The sequence below is a fragment of the Streptomyces sp. NPDC001890 genome (assembly GCF_042891445.1).
GTDB lineage: Bacteria > Actinomycetota > Actinomycetes > Streptomycetales > Streptomycetaceae > Streptomyces.
This window is the reverse complement of record NZ_JBIATE010000013.1, coordinates 30,668-47,121: the sequence shown is the minus strand read 5'-3', so window position 1 is coordinate 47,121 and position 16,454 is coordinate 30,668. Positions and strand designations below refer to the sequence as shown.

Genomic DNA, 16,454 nt, shown 5'->3' with positions numbered 1-16,454 from the left:
GGGAGTTCCTGACTCGCCCGGCCGGGGCCGGGCTCACAGTGGCGGGACCGTGCCGGAATCGCACCGGACTTCCTCCCCTGTCGCCGTCTGTGGCGACGACGGGCCGGATGGCCCGTCACAGGCATAGTAAGGGCCGGTCAACTGATGGAGGCATACGGATCCGGTCGGATCGTCGGTATGCTCGCGGCCATGCCCCCACCTGCCACTTCGCCTTCGCTGCCCGCAGACACGTCTGCCCGGGGCCGCGGTGACGCCTGCCCCGGCACGTTGCGGCTGCACCGGGCGGACGACGGCGCGCTGGCCCGGGTCCGGGTGCCCGGTGGTCTGCTGACCGCAGTACAGGCGGATGCGCTGGGGGCGGCCGCGGAGAGCCTGGGCGATGGTGAGTTGCATCTCACTTCGCGCGGCAATGTCCAGTTGCGCGGTCTGAGCGCGGACTGCGGTGGCGAACTGGCCGGCCGGCTGGGCGACGCGGGGCTGCTGCCCTCCGCCCGCCACGAGCGGATACGCAACATCGTGGCGTCGCCGCTGTCGGGGCTCGACGGCCGGGGCGCGCGGGACGTCGGACCGTGGCTGTCCGAGCTGGACGCGCTGTTGTGCGCGAGCGACGGGGCGGCGGACCTGTCGGGCCGGTTCCTGTTCGTGCTCGACGACGGTCGTGGCGATGTGGACGCGCTGGGCGGTGATGTGACGCTGCTGGCGCGGGACGGCGGCGCGGCGCTGCTGCGGATCGGCACGGACCGGACCGTGGTTCGGATACCCGGCGCGCAGGCGCCGCGGGCCGCCCTCATGGCGGCCGAGGTCTTTCTGGAGCGGGCGGCCGGCACCGGTGCCTGGCGGGTGAGGGATCTGCCCGGCGGCGCCGGCCCCCTTCTCGACGAGGTCGTGCGGCGGTTGCGGGAGGAGGGTTCCGGCGCCGCCACCGAGGACCGTGACTGCCCGCCGGGCTCGGACGGCCCCGCCCCGGGCGTGGTGACCGGCCCGCACGACGAGGCCGCGCTGTCCGTCGGCATCCCGCTGGGGCGCTTCACCCCGGCGCAGTGGCGGACCCTGACGGAGACGGCCCGGCACGGTGGGCGCGGTGAACTGCGGCTGACACCGTGGCGCGGGGTCGTCGTACCAGGGGTGGAGCGGCGGGCGGCGGCAGGTCTGCTGGACATTCTGGGGGCCACCGGCCTCGTCACCGGGCCCGACTCCCCCTGGACCGGGGTGGGTGCCTGCATCGGCCGGCCCGGCTGCGCGAAGTCGCTGGCCGATGTGCGGGGCCGGGCGGCGGCCGCGGTGGGGCCGGTGGGTCTGCTGCCGGTGTACTGGTCCGGGTGCGAACGCCGGTGCGGCCATCCCCGCGGCGAGTGGGTCGACGTCGTCGCCACCCCCGACGGGCACCGGATCTCCCTCGTACGGGGCGAGGAGCGGGGTGCCCCCGTGAGCGTCCCCGACAGCCCCGACCGGCCCGGCCGGCTCGCCGCGGCGGTGGCCGCGGCCCGCGGTACGCGCGGCTGAGCCCGTACGCCCGACTCCCCCTGTACCCGACTGCACCCGACCGTTGCACGCCCGAGGAAGAGAGCGAAAGCACTGTGCACCAGTACGAGAAGGACGGACCGGCGATCTACCGCCAGTCCTTCGCCACGATCCGTGCCGAGGCGGACCTCGCGGGCCTGCCCGCCGATGTGAGCCAGGTCGCGGTCCGCATGATCCACGCCTGCGGGATGGTCGACCTCGTCCGCGATCTCGCTTTCACCCCGGACGCGGTCGCCCACGCCCGCGCCGCGCTGCGGGCCGGCGCACCCATCCTGTGCGATGTGGCGATGGTCGCCAGCGGTGTGACCCGCAAGCGGCTGCCCGCGGACAACGAAGTGGTGTGCACCCTGTCCGACCCGTCGGTGCCCGGCCTGGCGAAGGAGCTGGGCACCACCCGAAGCGCCGCCGCCCTGGAGCTGTGGCGGGACCGGCTGGAGGGTGCGGTCGTGGCTGTCGGGAACGCGCCGACCGCCCTGTTCCGGCTGCTGGAGATGATCGAGGAGGGCGCGCCCCGCCCCGCCGCCGTCATCGGTGTCCCGGTCGGCTTCATCGGTGCCGCCGAGTCCAAGGACGCCCTGGCCGCGCACCCGTCCGGGCTGGAGCATCTGATCGTCCGGGGCCGTCGCGGCGGCAGCGCCATCGCGGCCGCCGCCCTCAACGCGATCGCCAGCGAGGAAGAGTAGACGTGAACGAGCAGAAGACGGGCCGGCTGTACGGGGTCGGGCTCGGCCCCGGTGATCCGGCTCTGATGACCGTACGCGCGGTGGAGATCATCGCCGAGGCCGATGTGATCGCCTATCACAGCGCCCGGCACGGGCGGTCCATCGCCCGGTCCATCGCGGCGAAGCACATCCGGGCCGACCATGTCGAGGAGCCGCTGGTCTACCCCGTCACCACGGAGACCACGGACCACCCGGGCGGCTACCGGGGGGCGATGGAGGAGTTCTACGCCGAGGCGGCGGCCCGGCTGGCGGCGCACCTCGACGCCGGGCGGACGGTCGCCGTGCTGGCCGAGGGCGACCCGCTCTTCTACGGCTCGTACATGCACATGCACAAGCGGCTCGCCGACCGCTATCCGACCGAGGTGATCCCGGGTGTCACCTCCGTCAGCGCGGCCGCCGCTCGGCTCGGCACCCCGCTCGTGGAGGGCGAGGAGGTGCTGACGATCCTGCCCGGCACGCTGCCCGAGGACGAGCTGACCGCCCGTCTCGCCGCCACCGACGCGGCCGTGGTGATGAAGCTGGGCCGTACGTTTCCCGCGGTGCGCGGCGCCTTCGAGGCGTCCGGGCGGCTGCCCGAGGCGCGCTATGTGGAGCGCGCCACGATGGCCGGGGAGCGGGTGGGCGAACTGTCCGGGGTCGACGCCGACTCGGTGCCGTACTTCGCAGTCGCGGTCCTGCCCAGCCGGATCGGGGCACCGCGTCCCGAAGGCGCCCCGGAGGGTGGCGAGGTGGCCGTGGTGGGTACCGGCCCGGCCGGGCCGCTGTGGCTGACCCCCGAGACGCGCGGGGTGCTGGCCGCCGCCGACGACCTGGTCGGCTACACCACGTATCTGGACCGGGTGCCGGTGCGGCCGGGGCAGGTGCGTCATGGCTCGGACAACAAGGTCGAGTCGGAGCGTGCCGAGTTCGCCCTCGATCTGGCCCGGCGCGGGCGGCGGGTGGCCGTGGTGTCGGGCGGTGACCCGGGGGTCTTCGCCATGGCGACGGCCGTCCTCGAAGTGGCTTCGCAGGACACGTACGCGCGGGTGCCGGTGCGGGTGCTGCCAGGGGTGACGGCGGCCAACGCCGCCGCCGCGCGGGCGGGTGCGCCACTGGGCCACGACTACGCGACGATATCGCTCTCCGACCGGCTCAAGCCGTGGGAGGTGATCGCGGAGCGGCTGCGCGCGGCCGCGACGGCGGATCTGGTGCTCGCGCTGTACAACCCCGGTTCACGCAGCCGGACCTGGCAGGTCGGCAAGGCCCGTGACCTGCTGCTCGAACACCGCTCGCCGGACACGCCCGTGGTCCTCGGCCGGGATGTCGGCGGGCCCGCCGAGAGCGTGCGGACGGTGCGTCTGGGCGATCTCGACCCCGCCGAGGTCGACATGCGCACGATCCTGCTCGTCGGGTCCTCGCAGACCCGCTGGGTCGAGCGCGGTGACGGGCGGCAGATCGTCTGGACGCCCCGCCGCTATCCGGAGGGCTGAGAGTCTGCCGGGTGGCCTCTGACCGGGCGGCCACGTGACAGGCCCTGAGCCGGGGCGCGGCCGTCGGCTACCTGGCGCGGAGGATGTGTGCGCGGAGCCAGGCGACGGCCTCTTCCGGGTCTTCGACGACCGGGATGCCCTCGGGCACGGGGGGCCGTCGCACCACCACCACCGGGATCCGCGCCTCGCGGGCCGCGGCGAGTTTGGGGGCCGTGGCGGCGCCACCGCTGTCCTTCGTGACGACGACGTCGATGCGATGACGGCGGATCAGCTCGCGTTCCCCGTCCAGGGTGAACGGGCCCCGGTCGAGCAGCACCTCCATGCGGGCGGGGTACGGGGCTTCGGGGGCGTCCACCGAACGCATCAGGAACCACAGCTCGTCGAGCCCCGCGAAGGCGGCCAGTCCCATCCGTCCGGTCGTGAGGAACACCCGCCGGCCCAGCGCGGGCAGCGCCGCCGCGGCCTCGGCGAGGGAACCGGCCGGGTGCCAGTCGTCGCCGTCACCGGGCACCCACCCGGGCCGGCGCACGGCGAGCAGGGGAACATGGGCGGCGGCGGCGGCTGCGGCCGCGTTGAAACTGATCGTCCCGGCGAAAGGATGGGTGGCGTCGATGAGCGCGTCCACGTGGTGGGTACGCAGCCATGCGGCGAGTCCGTCGGCTCCGCCGAAACCACCGATGCGGACCTCGCCGGGCGGCAGCCGCGGGCCGGCCACGCGTCCGGCGAGCGAGCTCGTCAGCCCGGCACCGGCCGGAAGCACCTCCACCAGCAACTCGGCGAGGCGGCGGGCCTCCGTCGTTCCGCCGAGTACGAGTACATGCATCGGATCCATCCATGGGTGAGATTGAGGGCGGACGCAGCGCCCAGCTGAAACACACCGGTCTGCGGCCCGGCTGGACCACCGGCGCCTGTGCGACCGCGGCGGCCACCGCCGCGTACACGGCCCTGCTGACGGGCGACTTCCCCGACCCGGTGACGATCACCCTACCCAAGGGGCAGACGCCCGCCTTCGCGCTCGCGGTGGAGGAGCTGGCCGAGGGGCGGGCGACGGCCGGGGTGGTCAAGGACGCGGGGGACGACCCCGACGTGACGCACGGCGCTCTGGTCCGGGCCACCGTGCGGCGGCTGCCGCCCGGCTCGGGTGTGGTGTTCCGGGCCGGGCCCGGGGTCGGTACGGTCACCCTTCCCGGACTGCCGCTCGACGTCGGGGAGCCGGCGATCAATCCCGTGCCGCGTCAGTTGATCCGCGACCATGTCGCACGGGTCGCCGCGGAGCACCGGGGGGCGGGGGACGTGGAGGTCACCGTTTCGGTGGACCACGGCGAGGAGATCGCCCGCTCCACCTGGAACCCGCGCCTCGGCATCCTGGGCGGTCTGTCGATCCTCGGCACGACCGGTGTGGTGGTGCCGTACTCCTGCTCGGCGTGGATCGACTCCATCCGCCGCGGTGTGGACGTGGCCCTGGCCGCCGGGCACACGCATGTGGCCGGGTGCACGGGTTCCACCTCGGAGCGGACCGTGGTGTCCGAGTACGGGCTGCCGGAGATCGCGCTGCTCGACATGGGCGACTTCGCGGGCGCGGTCCTCAAGTACATCCGCCGTCATCCGGTGGACCGGCTCACGGTCTGCGGCGGGTTCGCGAAGCTGTCTAAGCTCGCCGCCGGCCACCTCGACCTGCACTCGGGCCGGTCGCAGGTGGACAAGCCGTTCCTGGCCCGCCTGGCCCGGCGCGGTGGTGCGGACGAGGTGCTGGCGGCCGAGGTGGCGGTCGCCAACACGGGACTCGCGGCGCTCCAGTTGTGCCTGGCGCGGGGTGTTCCGCTCGGTGACCTGGTGGCCGTGGCGGCGCGGGACGAGGCGCTTTCGGTGCTGCGGGGCGCGCCGGTCGCCGTCGATGTCATCTGCATCGACCGGGCGGGCACGGTCGTCGGGCGCAGCGAGGTGCGCTGACCGGCCGCCCGCCCGGTGCGACGGCTGCCGAAGGGCTGTCCCGTGGTCCCTGGTGGGCCACGGGACAGCCCCCGGTCAGCAGACGTGGCGTTCGCGTGCGGGCGAGTAGAGGTGGCTGTCGCGGAACTGCTCGGCGCCCAGGGTCCGGCCGACCATGATGACGGCGGTACGGATCACGCCCGCCGCCTTCACCTGCCCGGCGATGTCGTCGAGGGTTCCGCGCAGCACGATCTCGTCCGGGCGGGAGGCCAGCGCCACCACCGCGGCCGGGCAGTCGGCCCCGTAGTACGGCAGCAGTTCCTCGACGACGCGGTCCACGTACCGGGCGGCGAGGTGCAGCACGATCAGGGCGCCGCTGCGGCCCAGGGTGGCCAGGTCCTCGCCCTTCGGCATCGCGGTCGCGCGGTGGGCGATGCGGGTGAGGATGACGGTCTGGCCGACGGTCGGCACGGTCAGTTCCCGCTTGAGCGCCGCAGCGGCGGCCGCGAACGCGGGTACGCCGGGCACCACTTCGTAGGGCACCCCCGCCGCGTCGAGCCGGTGCATCTGCTCGTTGACCGCGCTGAACACCGAGGGGTCCCCCGAGTGCAGCCGGGCCACGTCGTGACCGGCCTCGTGCGCTGCCAGCAGTTCGGCGGTGATCTGGTCGATGTCGAGCTGCGCGGTGTCCACCAGGCGGGCGTCCGGGGGGCATTCGGCGAGCAGTTCCCGGGGCACCAGGCTGCCCGCGTACAGACACACCTGGCAGGAGGCGAGGAGGCGGGCGCCGCGCACGGTGATCAGGTCGGCGGCCCCCGGGCCCGCGCCGATGAAGTACACGGTCATGTGTTGTCTCCTGGGTGTTGCGCGGGCTCGGTTGCCGAGGGTGCCGCTTCGGGACTGGTCAGGGGTTTGCGTACGGACCACTGGGTGACGGGCATGGCCTGCCGCCAGCCGGTGAACCCGCCGACCGGCACGGCGTGCGCGACCGCGAGCCGGACCAGTTCGCCGCCGTGTGTACGGTGTGCCTCGGCGAGCAGCGCCTCGGACTCCAGCGTGACCGTGTTGGCGACCAGTCGTCCGCCGGGCGGCAGCGCGTCCCAGCAGGTGTCGAGCAGGCCGGGCGCGGTCAGCCCGCCGCCGATGAACACGGCGTCGGGCGTGGGTAGTCGGGCCAGGTTGCCGGGGGCGGGTCCGGTGAGCACACGCAGGGCCGGTACGCCGAGCCGGTCGGCGTTGCGTGCGATGCGCCCGGCGCGTCGCGAGTCGCGTTCGACGGTGATCGCGCGGCAGGAGGGGTGGGTCCGCATCCATTCGATGGCGATGGATCCCGAGCCTCCGCCGATGTCCCACAGGAGTTCGCCGGGGGCGGGTGCGAGCACACCGAGCGTCGCGGCCCGGATGTGCCGCTTGGTGAGCTGCCCGTCGTGTTCGTACGCCGCGTCGGGCAGACCGGGTACGGCGCCGAGGCGCAGGGCTTCGGGGGTGCGTCGGCAGTCGATCGCGATGATGTTCAGCGGGTCGCCCGGTGGGTGCGGCCAATGGTCCGCGGTGCCCTCCAGGCACGCTTCGTCCGCTCCGCCGAGCTGTTCGAGCACGCGCAGCGGGCTCGGTCCGAAGCCCTGTTCGCGCAGCAGCCCGGCCACCGCGGCCGGGGTGGCCGCGTCCGCGCTCAGGACCAGGACGCGCCGGCCGTGGTGCAGGGCGGCGGCCAGCCGGGCGGCGGGGCGGCCGACCAGGGTGACGACCTCGGTGTCCTCCACCGGCCAGCCGATCCGGGCACAGGCGTAGGACACCGAGGACGGGTGGGGCAGGATCCTCGGCGCACCGGTGCCGAGCACTTCGGTGAGGGCCCGGCCGATGCCGTAGAACATGGGGTCGCCGCTGGCCAGCACGGCGATCCTGCTCCCGGCGTGCGCGGCGAGCAGACCGGGGACGGCGGGCCGCAACGGCGAGGGCCACGGCACCCGTTGTCCCCGGCAGGACGGCGGGAGCAGGCCGAGTTGCCGCTCGCCGCCGATGAGGACCTGTGCGTCGACCAGCTCCGTGCGCGCCGCGTCGGTCAGTCCCGCCCATCCGTCGGCGCCGATTCCCACGACGGTCACCGCAGGTGGGACGGGTTGTTCGGGTGGTGCGAGAGTCACGGACGGTACCTCGGTGTTCAGTGGATGACGCAGCCGAACTCTACTGTCCGGCCGTGAGGGGGCAGCGGCCGGGCGGCCGCCCCGGAGCCTCGCTCAGGAGGTCGCTTTCCGCAGGTGTGCGGCGGGTGGACCGATGGGTGTGGCCACGGGCGGTCATCGCTTTCGCTTCGGGCCGTGCGCCTACGTGATCAGAGGAGCAGCCCGGGCGCGGAGCGCCCTGCGCAGCACCACTCGCAGTCCACGGCGAATTGACAGGAGCCTTCGCCACCGCGGGTGATCGGGCTCGCGGGGCCCGATGTCGGGCTCCGCCCACCGTTGCGGGTCAGCGCCGGATTTCGACCGGACTTCCCCCGCGGGGCACGTGCAGCTTATAGCTCGCGCGGACAGGCGGTGCGGGACACCCCCGCAACGGGGCGGGGGCAGGCGGACCTCCGTGCGACCGGGGGCGGCTCCGCGGAGGCCCGCGCCGCGGATCACGGGTCGGGGTGGGCGGTGCCCAGTTGCGTGGCGCGGCCGGGTGGTCGATCCGGGTCGGGATCGGGTCTCCGGAGTCCGAGCCGGATTCGTGCCGTGCTACGAATGCGACGGTCCGGGTCGGTGCCCCTGCCCGCTGCGGAGTTGGACCGGGAGCGGCACGCTGTCGCCCTGACGCGCCTGAGCGCGGCGACCGGTCCGGAGGTCGCCGCGCCGTGGGCGCGGAGGGTGATGATGGACGGTGCACCGGGCAGGTGCGCCGTCCGGCACGGGATGGTCCGGATCAACTCGCGGTCCGGCACGCGCTGTTCCGGATCAGTTCGCGGTCCGGCACGCGATGTTCCGGACCGGCTGGCGTCAGGATGCGGATGCGCCCTGGACCAGCAGGCCCGCCCGCACCACGCGCTGCGGTCGCTTGAGCACGGTCACATCGGCCAGCGGGTCGCCGTCCACGACGATCACGTCGCCCGCGAAGCCGCGGGCGAGCCGGCCCACCGTGTCTTCCAGGCCGAGGAGCCGGGCGGCCCGGGTGGTGGCCGTGCGGATCGCGTCGAGTGCGGTGAGGCCCGACGCATGCATCAGTTCCACCTCGCGTCCGATGGGCTTGACCTTGCCGCCGGAGGAGTCGGTGCCCGCCACCACCAGGATCCCCATCTGGTGGGCCGTTCGCACCGCCTCCTTCAGGACCGGCAGATACGCACGCCCGCGCTCGGCCAGCACCGGGTCCGACGAGTCGGCGAGTCCGGCGATCGCGCTCAGCGTCGGCGTGAAGGCGGTGCCCCTGCGCCGCATGTCGTGCAGGGTGCGCTCGCCCACGAACACCCCGTGCTCCAGGGAGCGCACGCCGGCCCGGACCGCGTCGTCGCAGCCGCGCTCGCTGTAGCTGTGGCACAGCACGCCCTTGCCGCCGCGCCGTGCCGCCGCCACCACCTCGGAGAGCTGCTCGTACGAGTAGACCTGGGCCAGCGGGTCCTGTTCCGGCAGACCCGCGCGCTCGTTGACGCGCGTCTTGATCACGTCGGCGCCACGGGCGACGTTCACCTCGACGACCCGGCGCAGCGCCTCGGCGGACCGGACGCCATCCTTCGAACGCGCGAGGGGCGTGAGGTCCGGGTCGGCCAGGATGGTGTCACCCAGGTCGGGGGTGACGAAGACGCCGGCTGCCCGCAGGCGCGGGGCCAGGGCGGGGGCCTGGCGGGCCAGTTCCCGTACGGCGATGTCCTGGTAGAAGTTCGTGGAGCCGCTGCGTGCGCTGGTGGCGCCCTGGCGGACGGCGTCGAGCGCCTCGGTGGCGGTGTTCAGGTGGATGTGCGCGTCGACGAGACCGGGGAGCACCCAGCTGCCGTGCGCGTCCAGGACCGGAACGCCGTCCGGGATCTCGACCCGGTCGCGCGGCCCGGCCGCCCGCACCCTGCCGGAGCGGATGACGACGACCGCGTCCTCGGTGACATGGCCGGTCTCCGGGTCGAGCAGCGTGCCGCCCTCGACGACCAGGTCGCCCGAGTGCGCGGGCGTGCTGCCCGGTGTTCTCGGCTGGGCCGCCACCGCGGACGGTGCCACCGAAAGGGCGGCTGCCGTACCCGCCAGTGCTGCGGCCCCTGCCAGCACACCACGGCGCGTGAGTCGGCTGGAGGGGGGCGGGACGGACTCGACACACATGGCGGGCTCCTCGTATCCGATGTATCCGATACACAACCGGGAGCCATTTTGTATACCACGATGAATGGCGAGGCAAGGGTTCACCGAGATCCTGCACGGAACAGGCCACTCCCTCACGCATCGCTCGCCCGTTCGGGACTTCTTGGTATACGACTGGGACAAGGTGCCCGCGCTGTGCATCAGCCGATCGGTCGACCCCGTTGTCGTCCCAACGTCCGCACATCGCCATCCGGTTCAGCGACGGCGTGGGCCTTCGGGCTCGCCCACCATGGATGCTGCGGGACCCGCAGCATCCGGGGCCCGCCACCCCATGGATTGAGAGGAACCATGTCTCCGACACGACGCGCCGCCCTCCTGATCGTCCCGCTCCTCGGCCTGGCCGCGCTGGCGACCGCGTGCGGCGCCCCGTCCGACGGTGATGCCGCCCGGCAGAGGCCGTCGGTCACCGGCTCCGGCCCCCTGTCCCCCACCGGGGGATCCGGGAAGCAGTCGGCCGCCGACCGGGAGCTGCTGGAAGCCGCACGTTCCGGCGACGTCGGCGCGGTGCGCGGTGCGATCGAGCGGGGCGCCGATCCGGAGACCCGTGACAACGACCGCCGTACCCCGCTTCTCCTCGCGGCCACCGGTGATCACGTCAAGGCCGCCGAGATCCTCGTCGACGCCGGGGCCGATCCGGACGCCCTGGACCAGCAGCACGACACACCGTGGCTGGTGACGGGCGTGACCGGCAGCGCCGCCATGGCCCGGACCCTGGCTGCGGCCGATCCCGACTACACCATCGTCAACCGGTACGGAGGCACCTCCCTCATCCCGGCGGGCGAACACGGCCACGTCGGCTACGTCCGGGAGGTGACCACCAACCCGGACATCGACGTCGATGTCAACCATGTCAACAACCTCGGCTGGACCGCCCTGCTGGAGGCCGTCATCCTCGGCGACGGCGGGAAGGACCACCAGGAGACCGTGGAGCTCCTGCTGGCGGGGGGGGGCCGATCCCTCCATCGCCGACAAGACCGGCACGACCGCACTCCAGCACGCCCGGCAGCGCGGGTTCGACGAGATCGCCCGGCTGCTGAGCGAGTAACGAGCGGGTGGCCGGACGGCCGAACAGCGGGACGGCCGGAAAGCGGAATGCGAGCGGCCCAACTCCTGTGTCACACACGGGGGTTGGGCCGCTCGCCCGGATGACCTACGTTGCCTGGACGGCGGCAGGACGGGCAAAGGAGGCTCGCTCGATCACGACATGGACGAGCAGCGCCACGACGAGGCCGCTCACCGCGTCGGAGAGCTGCGGCGCGAACCAGTGGACGAGTCCGCCGGCGGCGGCACCCGCGAACCAGGCGATGAAGGCGGTGGGGCGCACCGCCGCGTCCGGGCGGTCCTTCAGCCGGCTGCGCAGGAGGACCTGGTCGGCGATGAGCACTCCACCGAGGGGCGGGACGAACACACTGAGGACGACCAGCCAGTCGAGGAAGTGGTTCCAGACCCCGGCGAGTGCGGCGGCGGTTCCGATGATGCCCAGGACGAGGGTCATCAGGCGCATCCGGGTATTGGTCAGGTGCGACCAGCTCAGGGCCCCGTTGTAGAGGCAGTGGCTGCAGACCGAGCCGAGGTTGACGAAGACGAACACCGCGGCCAGCGTGCTCAGGAGGGCTCCGTGGCCGCTGGTGAGGATGGGCAGGAAGTTTCCGCCGACGGTCCGGGCCGAGGCGATCGCTCCGGCCGCCACGACCAGGCCGCCGGTGATCTGGGCGACGAGGCTGGCTATGGGGAACGCGGTCGCGGTGGCGAGGACGGCTTCCCTGCCGTTCCTGGACCAGCGGGTGAAGTCGGCGGTCATGGTGCCGGAGTCGGCGAAGGTGGCCATGATGAGGGAGACGGCGGCGCCGAAGGTCAGTGTGCTGTTCCCCGGGGCGCCCTGGTAGTCGAGGACCGCGCCGAGGTCGTGGTCCCTGGACACGATGACGAGGGCGATCACACCGACGACGATGAACAGGGGTGCGGCCACGGCGCCCAGCCACGACAGGGCACGGATGCCCAGATACGTGATCGCGATGAACGCGGCCCCGGCCAGTACGGCGACGAGTTGCTCGTGCCAGCCGAAGGCCTGGTGGAGAGTGGCACCAGTGGCGCCGGTGTTGAAGGCGAACCAGCCGACGACGATCGTGGCGAGGAAGCCGGACGCGATGACGTAGCCGATCCTGCCGAACGTCCGGGTGGCCTGGAGGGCGAAGCTCTCGCCGGTGCTGCCGGCCCGGTGGCTCAGCAGTCCGACGTAGACGAGCATGACGAGGTTGGCGGTGAGGATGGCGGCCAGCCCACGCCAGAAGCCCAGGACGGCGACGACCACCCCGCCGGGGACGGCGTTGGTCAGGATCATGGGGAATCCGAACCAGACGGCCGACACGGTCAGCAGGGATTTGCGGCGCTCCGGGGGAACGGGAGTGTGCTCGTACTCGGAGTCGAGTGCGGCGTCCGTTTCCGCGGTGTCCTGCGCTGCGGGTTGACGACTGCTCATGGCTGGTCTCCTGGGTGGGCTGGCACGCGGTCAGGACAGCTTGGCTGCGAAGGCCACGAGGGCCTGGTCGAAGACTTCGACGGGCGGGTGGGTGATGCCGGCGCCGATCATGCCGATGCCCGCTTCCTTGTGGGCGATGGCGGTGTTGATGACCGGGAGGATTCCGGTGGAGAGCACTTTGCGGATGTCGATGCCGGTGGGAATGCCCTGGAAGTCGAGCATCGGGATGGTGACGTTGGGGTTCTGGGCCGTCGTGATCTCGCCCATGTCCCGGGTGAAGCCGATGGCTTCCTGCACGGTGCCGCCGACGAGCGGCACGATGGCCGGTGCGGTGGCCATGGCGAAGCCGCCGAAGCCGTAGGTCTCGCTGATCGCACTGTCACCGATGTCGAGGCCGGCGTCCTCGGGCCGGTAGCCGGCGAACATCGGTCCGACGACCGGCTGGGCGGGGCCGGTGAACCACTGGTTGCCGGGAAGTCCGCTGACCCGGATGCCGAACTCGACGCCGTTGCGGGCCATCGTGGTGACGATCGTCGAGCCCTCGATGCCGTGGGCGGCGTCCATGGCCGCCTTGGCCATGGCCAGCCAGGTGGGTCCGGAGAAGTAGTCCGAGCCGGCGATGAAGTCGAAGACTTCCTTCTTCTGCTCGGTGGTGAAGCCGGTCTGCAGGAGCGACGGCGCGAGCGCCTGCATGAGCAGGAGGGTGCCGGCGCCATTGCGGTTGTGGCACTCGTCGCCCATGTGCAGGGCCTGGGAGAGCAGCAGGCGCAGGTCGACGGGGCCGCCGATCTCCATGGCCTCCTTGAGCATGGGGCCGAGAACCTCACGCATCCAGACGAGGCGGTCGATCACCGACTGGTCGTTGGCGCCCATCCGCAGGATCTTCGCCATCTGCTCGGACAGGTTGGTGTAGGCGGTGTTGCCGTACGTCTCGTTGTGGACGATGTGCATGTACATCGAGGCGGAGGTGACACCGGCCATCGAGCCGACACAGCTGTGCTCGTGGCAGGGCGAGAAGGTGATCTCGCCGGATGCCGCGAGGGCGGCCGCCTCGTCGAGGTCGGCGGCCAGGCCCTCGAAGACGAGGGCCCCGGTGACGGCGCCCTTCATCGCACCGGCCATGCGCTCCCAGGTGATGGGCGGGCCCGCGTGCAGGATCGTCGTCGGGGTCATGCCGGGCACGACGTCGAGGGCGCGGCCGAAACCGACCAGCATGGGGCGGGAGTTGGTGATGCGCTCGACGGCCTCGGCGTTGGCCGCCTCGATGCGCGCCGCGGCGGCGGGCTCCTCCATGGCGTCCAGTACGGCGAGGATCTCCGGGTTGCCGCCGGCGGGCGGGGTCCAGTCGAGCGTCGTGACGTTCGCGCCCTGGGCGGCGATGTCCCCTTCGAACATGGCCAGCCCGACGTTGATGACGTCGAGGTCGGCTGCGAAGAGCTGGGTGATGGGGCTGGTCATGCGGTCTGTACCTTCCTGGCGATCTCACGGGCGAAGGCGCCCGTCTCGGTGCTGCTTCGGGTCACGGTCACTCCGGCGGCGGCCAGGGCCGCGACCTGCTCGTCGAGTGCCGGGGTGTCGAGGTCGGTACCGAGGACGTAGCCGACGATCTCCAGGTGGCGGCCGTCCCGGGCCGCGATCTGCTGGGCCTGTGCGATCGCCGGCAGGGTGACGCCGACCGGGTCCTCGTGGGCGCCGAAGCCGAGTACGAAGTCCATGACGATGACGGCGACCCGGGGGTCCTTCGCCTCTTCGACCAGGCGGGCCAGGCGCAGGGACGGGTCGATCATCGGGTGCGGGCGGCCGTCGGTGAAGTCGTCGTCACCGAAGTCGAGGAAGGTGTGTCCGGTGCTGGGGCTGTCGGCGGTGAGGCGGCGCTCGGGGCTCTTCTGGATGTTGCTCCACACGTTGTCGCTGATCTCCAGCAGGGCGTACATCGACTCGTCGCACAGGGTGCCGCCGCAGAACAGTCCGCGGACGAACCGCTGGTCCGGTGCGAGGCGGGAGACCACCTCGTCCACCCGCCCGCTGTCGAGGGGCTCGACGTCCGCGCGGGGGTCCACACCGAGGCGGACGGCCTGGAGGGCCGCGTCCTGGCTGCCGGCGGCGAAGTGTCCGCCCGCCTCGGCGACGGCGTCGCGGGAGCCGCCGACGAAGTAGACGACGACGGGCTTGCCGGCGGTGGCGATCTCGGCGAGGACCTTCTTCTCCACGGCCGGAGCCGGCGGCTTGGAGACGAGCACGATCACATCGGTGGCCGGGTCGGCGGCCAGTGCGCGGATGCCGTCGATCATCATGATGCCGCCGACCTGCTCGCTCAGGTCACGGCCGCCGGTGCCGATGAGCTGGGAGATCCCGGCGCCCAGCGCGTGGATGCGGACGCTGACCTCCTGCGCGCCGGTACCCGACGCGGCGACGACTCCGACGCTGCCGGGGCGCACCGCGTTGCCGAAGCACAGGGCGACGTTGTTGATGATGGCGGTGCCGCAGTCCGGTCCCATCATGAGCAGCCCGTGGTCGTGGGCGTACCGCTTGAGGGCGATCTCCTCCTCGACGGGGACGTTGTCGCTGAACAGCATCACGTGCAGGTTGTTCTCCAGGGCCTTGCGGGCCTCGCGTCCGGCGTAGGCGCCGTTGACCGCGATCACCGCGAGGTTGGCGTCCGGGTTGTCCGCCGCGGCCGCCGCGACCGTCCGGTGGGTGACCGTGTGGGCCCCGCCGGCCGGCTTCTTGTGCACGAGGAGGGCTTCGACCTCGGTCAGCACCTGCTCGGTGTCGGTGTCCTCGCGCGTTTCGAGGACGATCATGAGGTCGCCGTTGGTGGCGGCTTCGAGCTCGGTCGTGAGGAGGCCGAGGTTGTTCAGCACACCTTTGTTCATCTCGGTGCCCATGGCCACGAAGGCCTGGTCCACCCCGTCCAGGGTGTTGGCCTTGGTGGAGATGGACATCAGCGACACCGAGTCGAAATAGGTGTTCTTCTTGATGACTGCTGTGATGCTCACAGCGAACCTCGCAGTTCTCTTTCCAGGTGGAGTCCGGTCAGCAGGCCGGACAGGGTGTCGGTGCCGGAGGTGTGGCCGATGGCCAACGCGCGGCGGACCGGGTTGCGGAGGGTTTCGGTGACCTGCGCCTCGCCGCGGCCGGCGGTGGCGACGAGCGCGTGCAGCACCGCCGGCCAGGGTTCGCGTACGCGCCCGGCCAGGGCTTCGCGCAGGGTCGCCAGGCTCAGCGTCGTCGTCCGCCCGGGGTGGTCGCCGAGCACTGCGGCGAGGGTGCGGGCGAAGGGGCGCAGGCGGGTGCCGGTCAGCGAGGACAGCAGGGCCGGCCCGGTGAGGAAGTCGTCGCCGGCCGGGGTCAGGCCCGGCCCCAGTCCCAGGAGGCCGAGTACGGCGCGGCAGGTGCCCGCGTCGTCCTGGAGCGTCACCGCGTGTACGAACGCGTCCCGTCCGGCGGCGAGTGCCCGGCCGACGGCCGCGTCCATGGGCGGGGCGTCCGGTGGGCCGGCGAGCATGCCGCCGGGCACTCCGTGGGAACGCAGCAGGTGGTCGAGGGCGCGCGTGGCCACGGCGAGGTGGTCCGTGCCGAGGTGTGCCAGGGAGACAGAGATGGGATTCCATCGTCGCGCCACCCGGGTGTCGATCCGGAGTTCCCCCGCGGGGGCCGGGAGCAGGACCGAGTCCACCCCGAACCGCACCACCTGCCCGGCCTCGACGGCACTGCCGCTCCAGTCCTCGACGTCGACGACAAGGGTCCAGGGGGCGTCGCCGTTCGACCGGGAGGCGAGTGCGATGAGCTGCCCGTCGACGGTCAGCACATTGATGACGTGCCGGAACACGGTGTCGACACGACCGTCGGCGCCGGGTGTCCGCAGACGGTCCAGGAGAACCGCGTCCGCGGACCGCGCGCGCAGTACGGCGGCGTCGCACCGGGTGGACGTCATGGGCGCACCCTCCTTGTCGGGACTTCGCCGGTCCAAGCGATCCCCGGCGATGTACTGTTTCTGGTATACCATTTGACCTAT

At 72.5% G+C, this 16,454-nt stretch carries 12 protein-coding genes, 1 pseudogene and 2 riboswitches; of the genes and pseudogenes, 5 read left to right on the top strand and 8 right to left on the bottom strand.

From position 1 onward, the window contains the following. Positions 1 to 2 precede the first annotated feature (2 nt). A riboswitch (cobalamin riboswitch) is annotated at positions 3 to 75 on the bottom strand. Positions 76 to 177: 102 nt separating this feature from the next. The 3 genes from cobG (at position 178) to ACFYY1_RS26910 (ending at position 3,712) form a co-directional block, all read left to right on the top strand. Next, the gene (cobG, locus tag ACFYY1_RS26920; RefSeq protein WP_388590207.1) at positions 178 to 1,503 is read left to right on the top strand and encodes a precorrin-3B synthase; all 1,326 of its coding nucleotides are present in this window, start codon (positions 178 to 180) and stop codon (positions 1,501 to 1,503) included. Positions 1,504 to 1,577: 74 nt separating this feature from the next. Further along, entirely contained in the window at positions 1,578 to 2,204 is a 627-nt protein-coding gene (locus ACFYY1_RS26915; protein ID WP_388590205.1) for a precorrin-8X methylmutase, read from the top strand. Between the two features lie 2 nt (positions 2,205 to 2,206). Next, positions 2,207 to 3,712: a precorrin-2 C(20)-methyltransferase gene (locus tag ACFYY1_RS26910; protein WP_388590203.1), complete on the top strand. Its 1,506-nt coding sequence runs from the start codon at positions 2,207 to 2,209 to the stop codon at positions 3,710 to 3,712. A 67-nt stretch (positions 3,713 to 3,779) separates the two neighbouring features. Here the strand turns inward: ACFYY1_RS26910 and ACFYY1_RS26905 are convergent, their stop codons facing one another. After that, positions 3,780 to 4,535 (bottom strand): cobalt-precorrin-6A reductase, encoded by a 756-nt coding sequence (locus ACFYY1_RS26905; RefSeq protein WP_388590202.1) that lies wholly within the window; start codon positions 4,533 to 4,535, stop codon positions 3,780 to 3,782. Positions 4,536 to 4,546: 11 nt separating this feature from the next. On the opposite strand from ACFYY1_RS26905, the gene ACFYY1_RS26900 reads away from it, so the two are divergent. Further along, a complete protein-coding gene (locus ACFYY1_RS26900) occupies positions 4,547 to 5,662 on the top strand; it encodes a cobalt-precorrin-5B (C(1))-methyltransferase (RefSeq protein ID WP_388590200.1) in 1,116 nt (371 codons plus the stop codon). Positions 5,663 to 5,737: 75 nt separating this feature from the next. Here the strand turns inward: ACFYY1_RS26900 and cobM are convergent, their stop codons facing one another. The 3 genes from cobM to ACFYY1_RS26885 form a co-directional block, all read right to left on the bottom strand. Then, positions 5,738 to 6,487: a precorrin-4 C(11)-methyltransferase gene (gene cobM, locus ACFYY1_RS26895; protein ID WP_388590198.1), complete on the bottom strand. Its 750-nt coding sequence runs from the start codon at positions 6,485 to 6,487 to the stop codon at positions 5,738 to 5,740. Further along, complete coding sequence (gene cbiE / locus ACFYY1_RS26890; protein ID WP_388590196.1) at positions 6,484 to 7,785, bottom strand: precorrin-6y C5,15-methyltransferase (decarboxylating) subunit CbiE; 1,302 nt, start codon at positions 7,783 to 7,785, stop codon at positions 6,484 to 6,486. The genes cobM and cbiE overlap by 4 nt, the downstream gene beginning before the upstream one ends. 250 nt (positions 7,786 to 8,035) lie before the next feature. Then, a riboswitch (cobalamin riboswitch) is annotated at positions 8,036 to 8,158 on the bottom strand. A gap of 458 nt (positions 8,159 to 8,616) precedes the next feature. Further along, on the bottom strand, positions 8,617 to 9,918 hold the full coding sequence (locus ACFYY1_RS26885; RefSeq protein ID WP_388590194.1) for an amidohydrolase family protein: 1,302 nt from the start codon (positions 9,916 to 9,918) through the stop codon (positions 8,617 to 8,619). Positions 9,919 to 10,377: 459 nt separating this feature from the next. Here ACFYY1_RS26885 and ACFYY1_RS26880 point away from each other — a divergent pair. Then, positions 10,378 to 11,002, top strand: a pseudogene (locus tag ACFYY1_RS26880) (ankyrin repeat domain-containing protein). Between the two features lie 105 nt (positions 11,003 to 11,107). On the opposite strand, the gene ACFYY1_RS26875 reads toward ACFYY1_RS26880, so the two are convergent. The 4 genes from ACFYY1_RS26875 to ACFYY1_RS26860 are packed head-to-tail and all read right to left on the bottom strand — an operon-like array spanning position 11,108 to position 16,373. After that, entirely contained in the window at positions 11,108 to 12,436 is a 1,329-nt protein-coding gene (locus ACFYY1_RS26875) for a cytosine permease (protein WP_388590192.1), read from the bottom strand. A gap of 30 nt (positions 12,437 to 12,466) precedes the next feature. Continuing rightward, the gene (locus ACFYY1_RS26870; protein WP_388590191.1) at positions 12,467 to 13,894 is read right to left on the bottom strand and encodes a DUF1116 domain-containing protein; all 1,428 of its coding nucleotides are present in this window, start codon (positions 13,892 to 13,894) and stop codon (positions 12,467 to 12,469) included. Further along, positions 13,891 to 15,435 (bottom strand): acyl-CoA synthetase FdrA, encoded by a 1,545-nt coding sequence (fdrA, locus tag ACFYY1_RS26865; RefSeq protein ID WP_388590189.1) that lies wholly within the window; start codon positions 15,433 to 15,435, stop codon positions 13,891 to 13,893. The genes ACFYY1_RS26870 and fdrA overlap by 4 nt, the downstream gene beginning before the upstream one ends. Continuing rightward, positions 15,432 to 16,373, bottom strand: coding sequence for a DUF2877 domain-containing protein (locus ACFYY1_RS26860; protein WP_388590188.1), 942 nt, complete (start codon positions 16,371 to 16,373; stop codon positions 15,432 to 15,434). Before ACFYY1_RS26860 ends, fdrA begins: the two co-directional genes overlap by 4 nt. Positions 16,374 to 16,454: the final 81 nt, after the last annotated feature.

Bases quoted from the DNA above. Each gene is read 5' to 3' on its own strand.
- cobM (WP_388590198.1), bottom strand. From the start codon at position 6,487: ATGACCGTGTACTTCATCGGCGCGGGCCCGGGGGCCGCCGACCTGATC.
- ACFYY1_RS26860 (WP_388590188.1), bottom strand. From the start codon at position 16,373: ATGACGTCCACCCGGTGCGACGCCGCCGTACTGCGCGCGCGGTCCGCG.
- ACFYY1_RS26885 (WP_388590194.1), bottom strand. From the start codon at position 9,918: ATGTGTGTCGAGTCCGTCCCGCCCCCCTCCAGCCGACTCACGCGCCGT.
- cobG (WP_388590207.1), top strand. From the start codon at position 178: ATGCTCGCGGCCATGCCCCCACCTGCCACTTCGCCTTCGCTGCCCGCA.
- ACFYY1_RS26875 (WP_388590192.1), bottom strand. From the start codon at position 12,436: ATGAGCAGTCGTCAACCCGCAGCGCAGGACACCGCGGAAACGGACGCC.
- ACFYY1_RS26870 (WP_388590191.1), bottom strand. From the start codon at position 13,894: ATGACCAGCCCCATCACCCAGCTCTTCGCAGCCGACCTCGACGTCATC.
- ACFYY1_RS26900 (WP_388590200.1), top strand. From the start codon at position 4,547: ATGGGTGAGATTGAGGGCGGACGCAGCGCCCAGCTGAAACACACCGGT.
- ACFYY1_RS26905 (WP_388590202.1), bottom strand. From the start codon at position 4,535: ATGCATGTACTCGTACTCGGCGGAACGACGGAGGCCCGCCGCCTCGCC.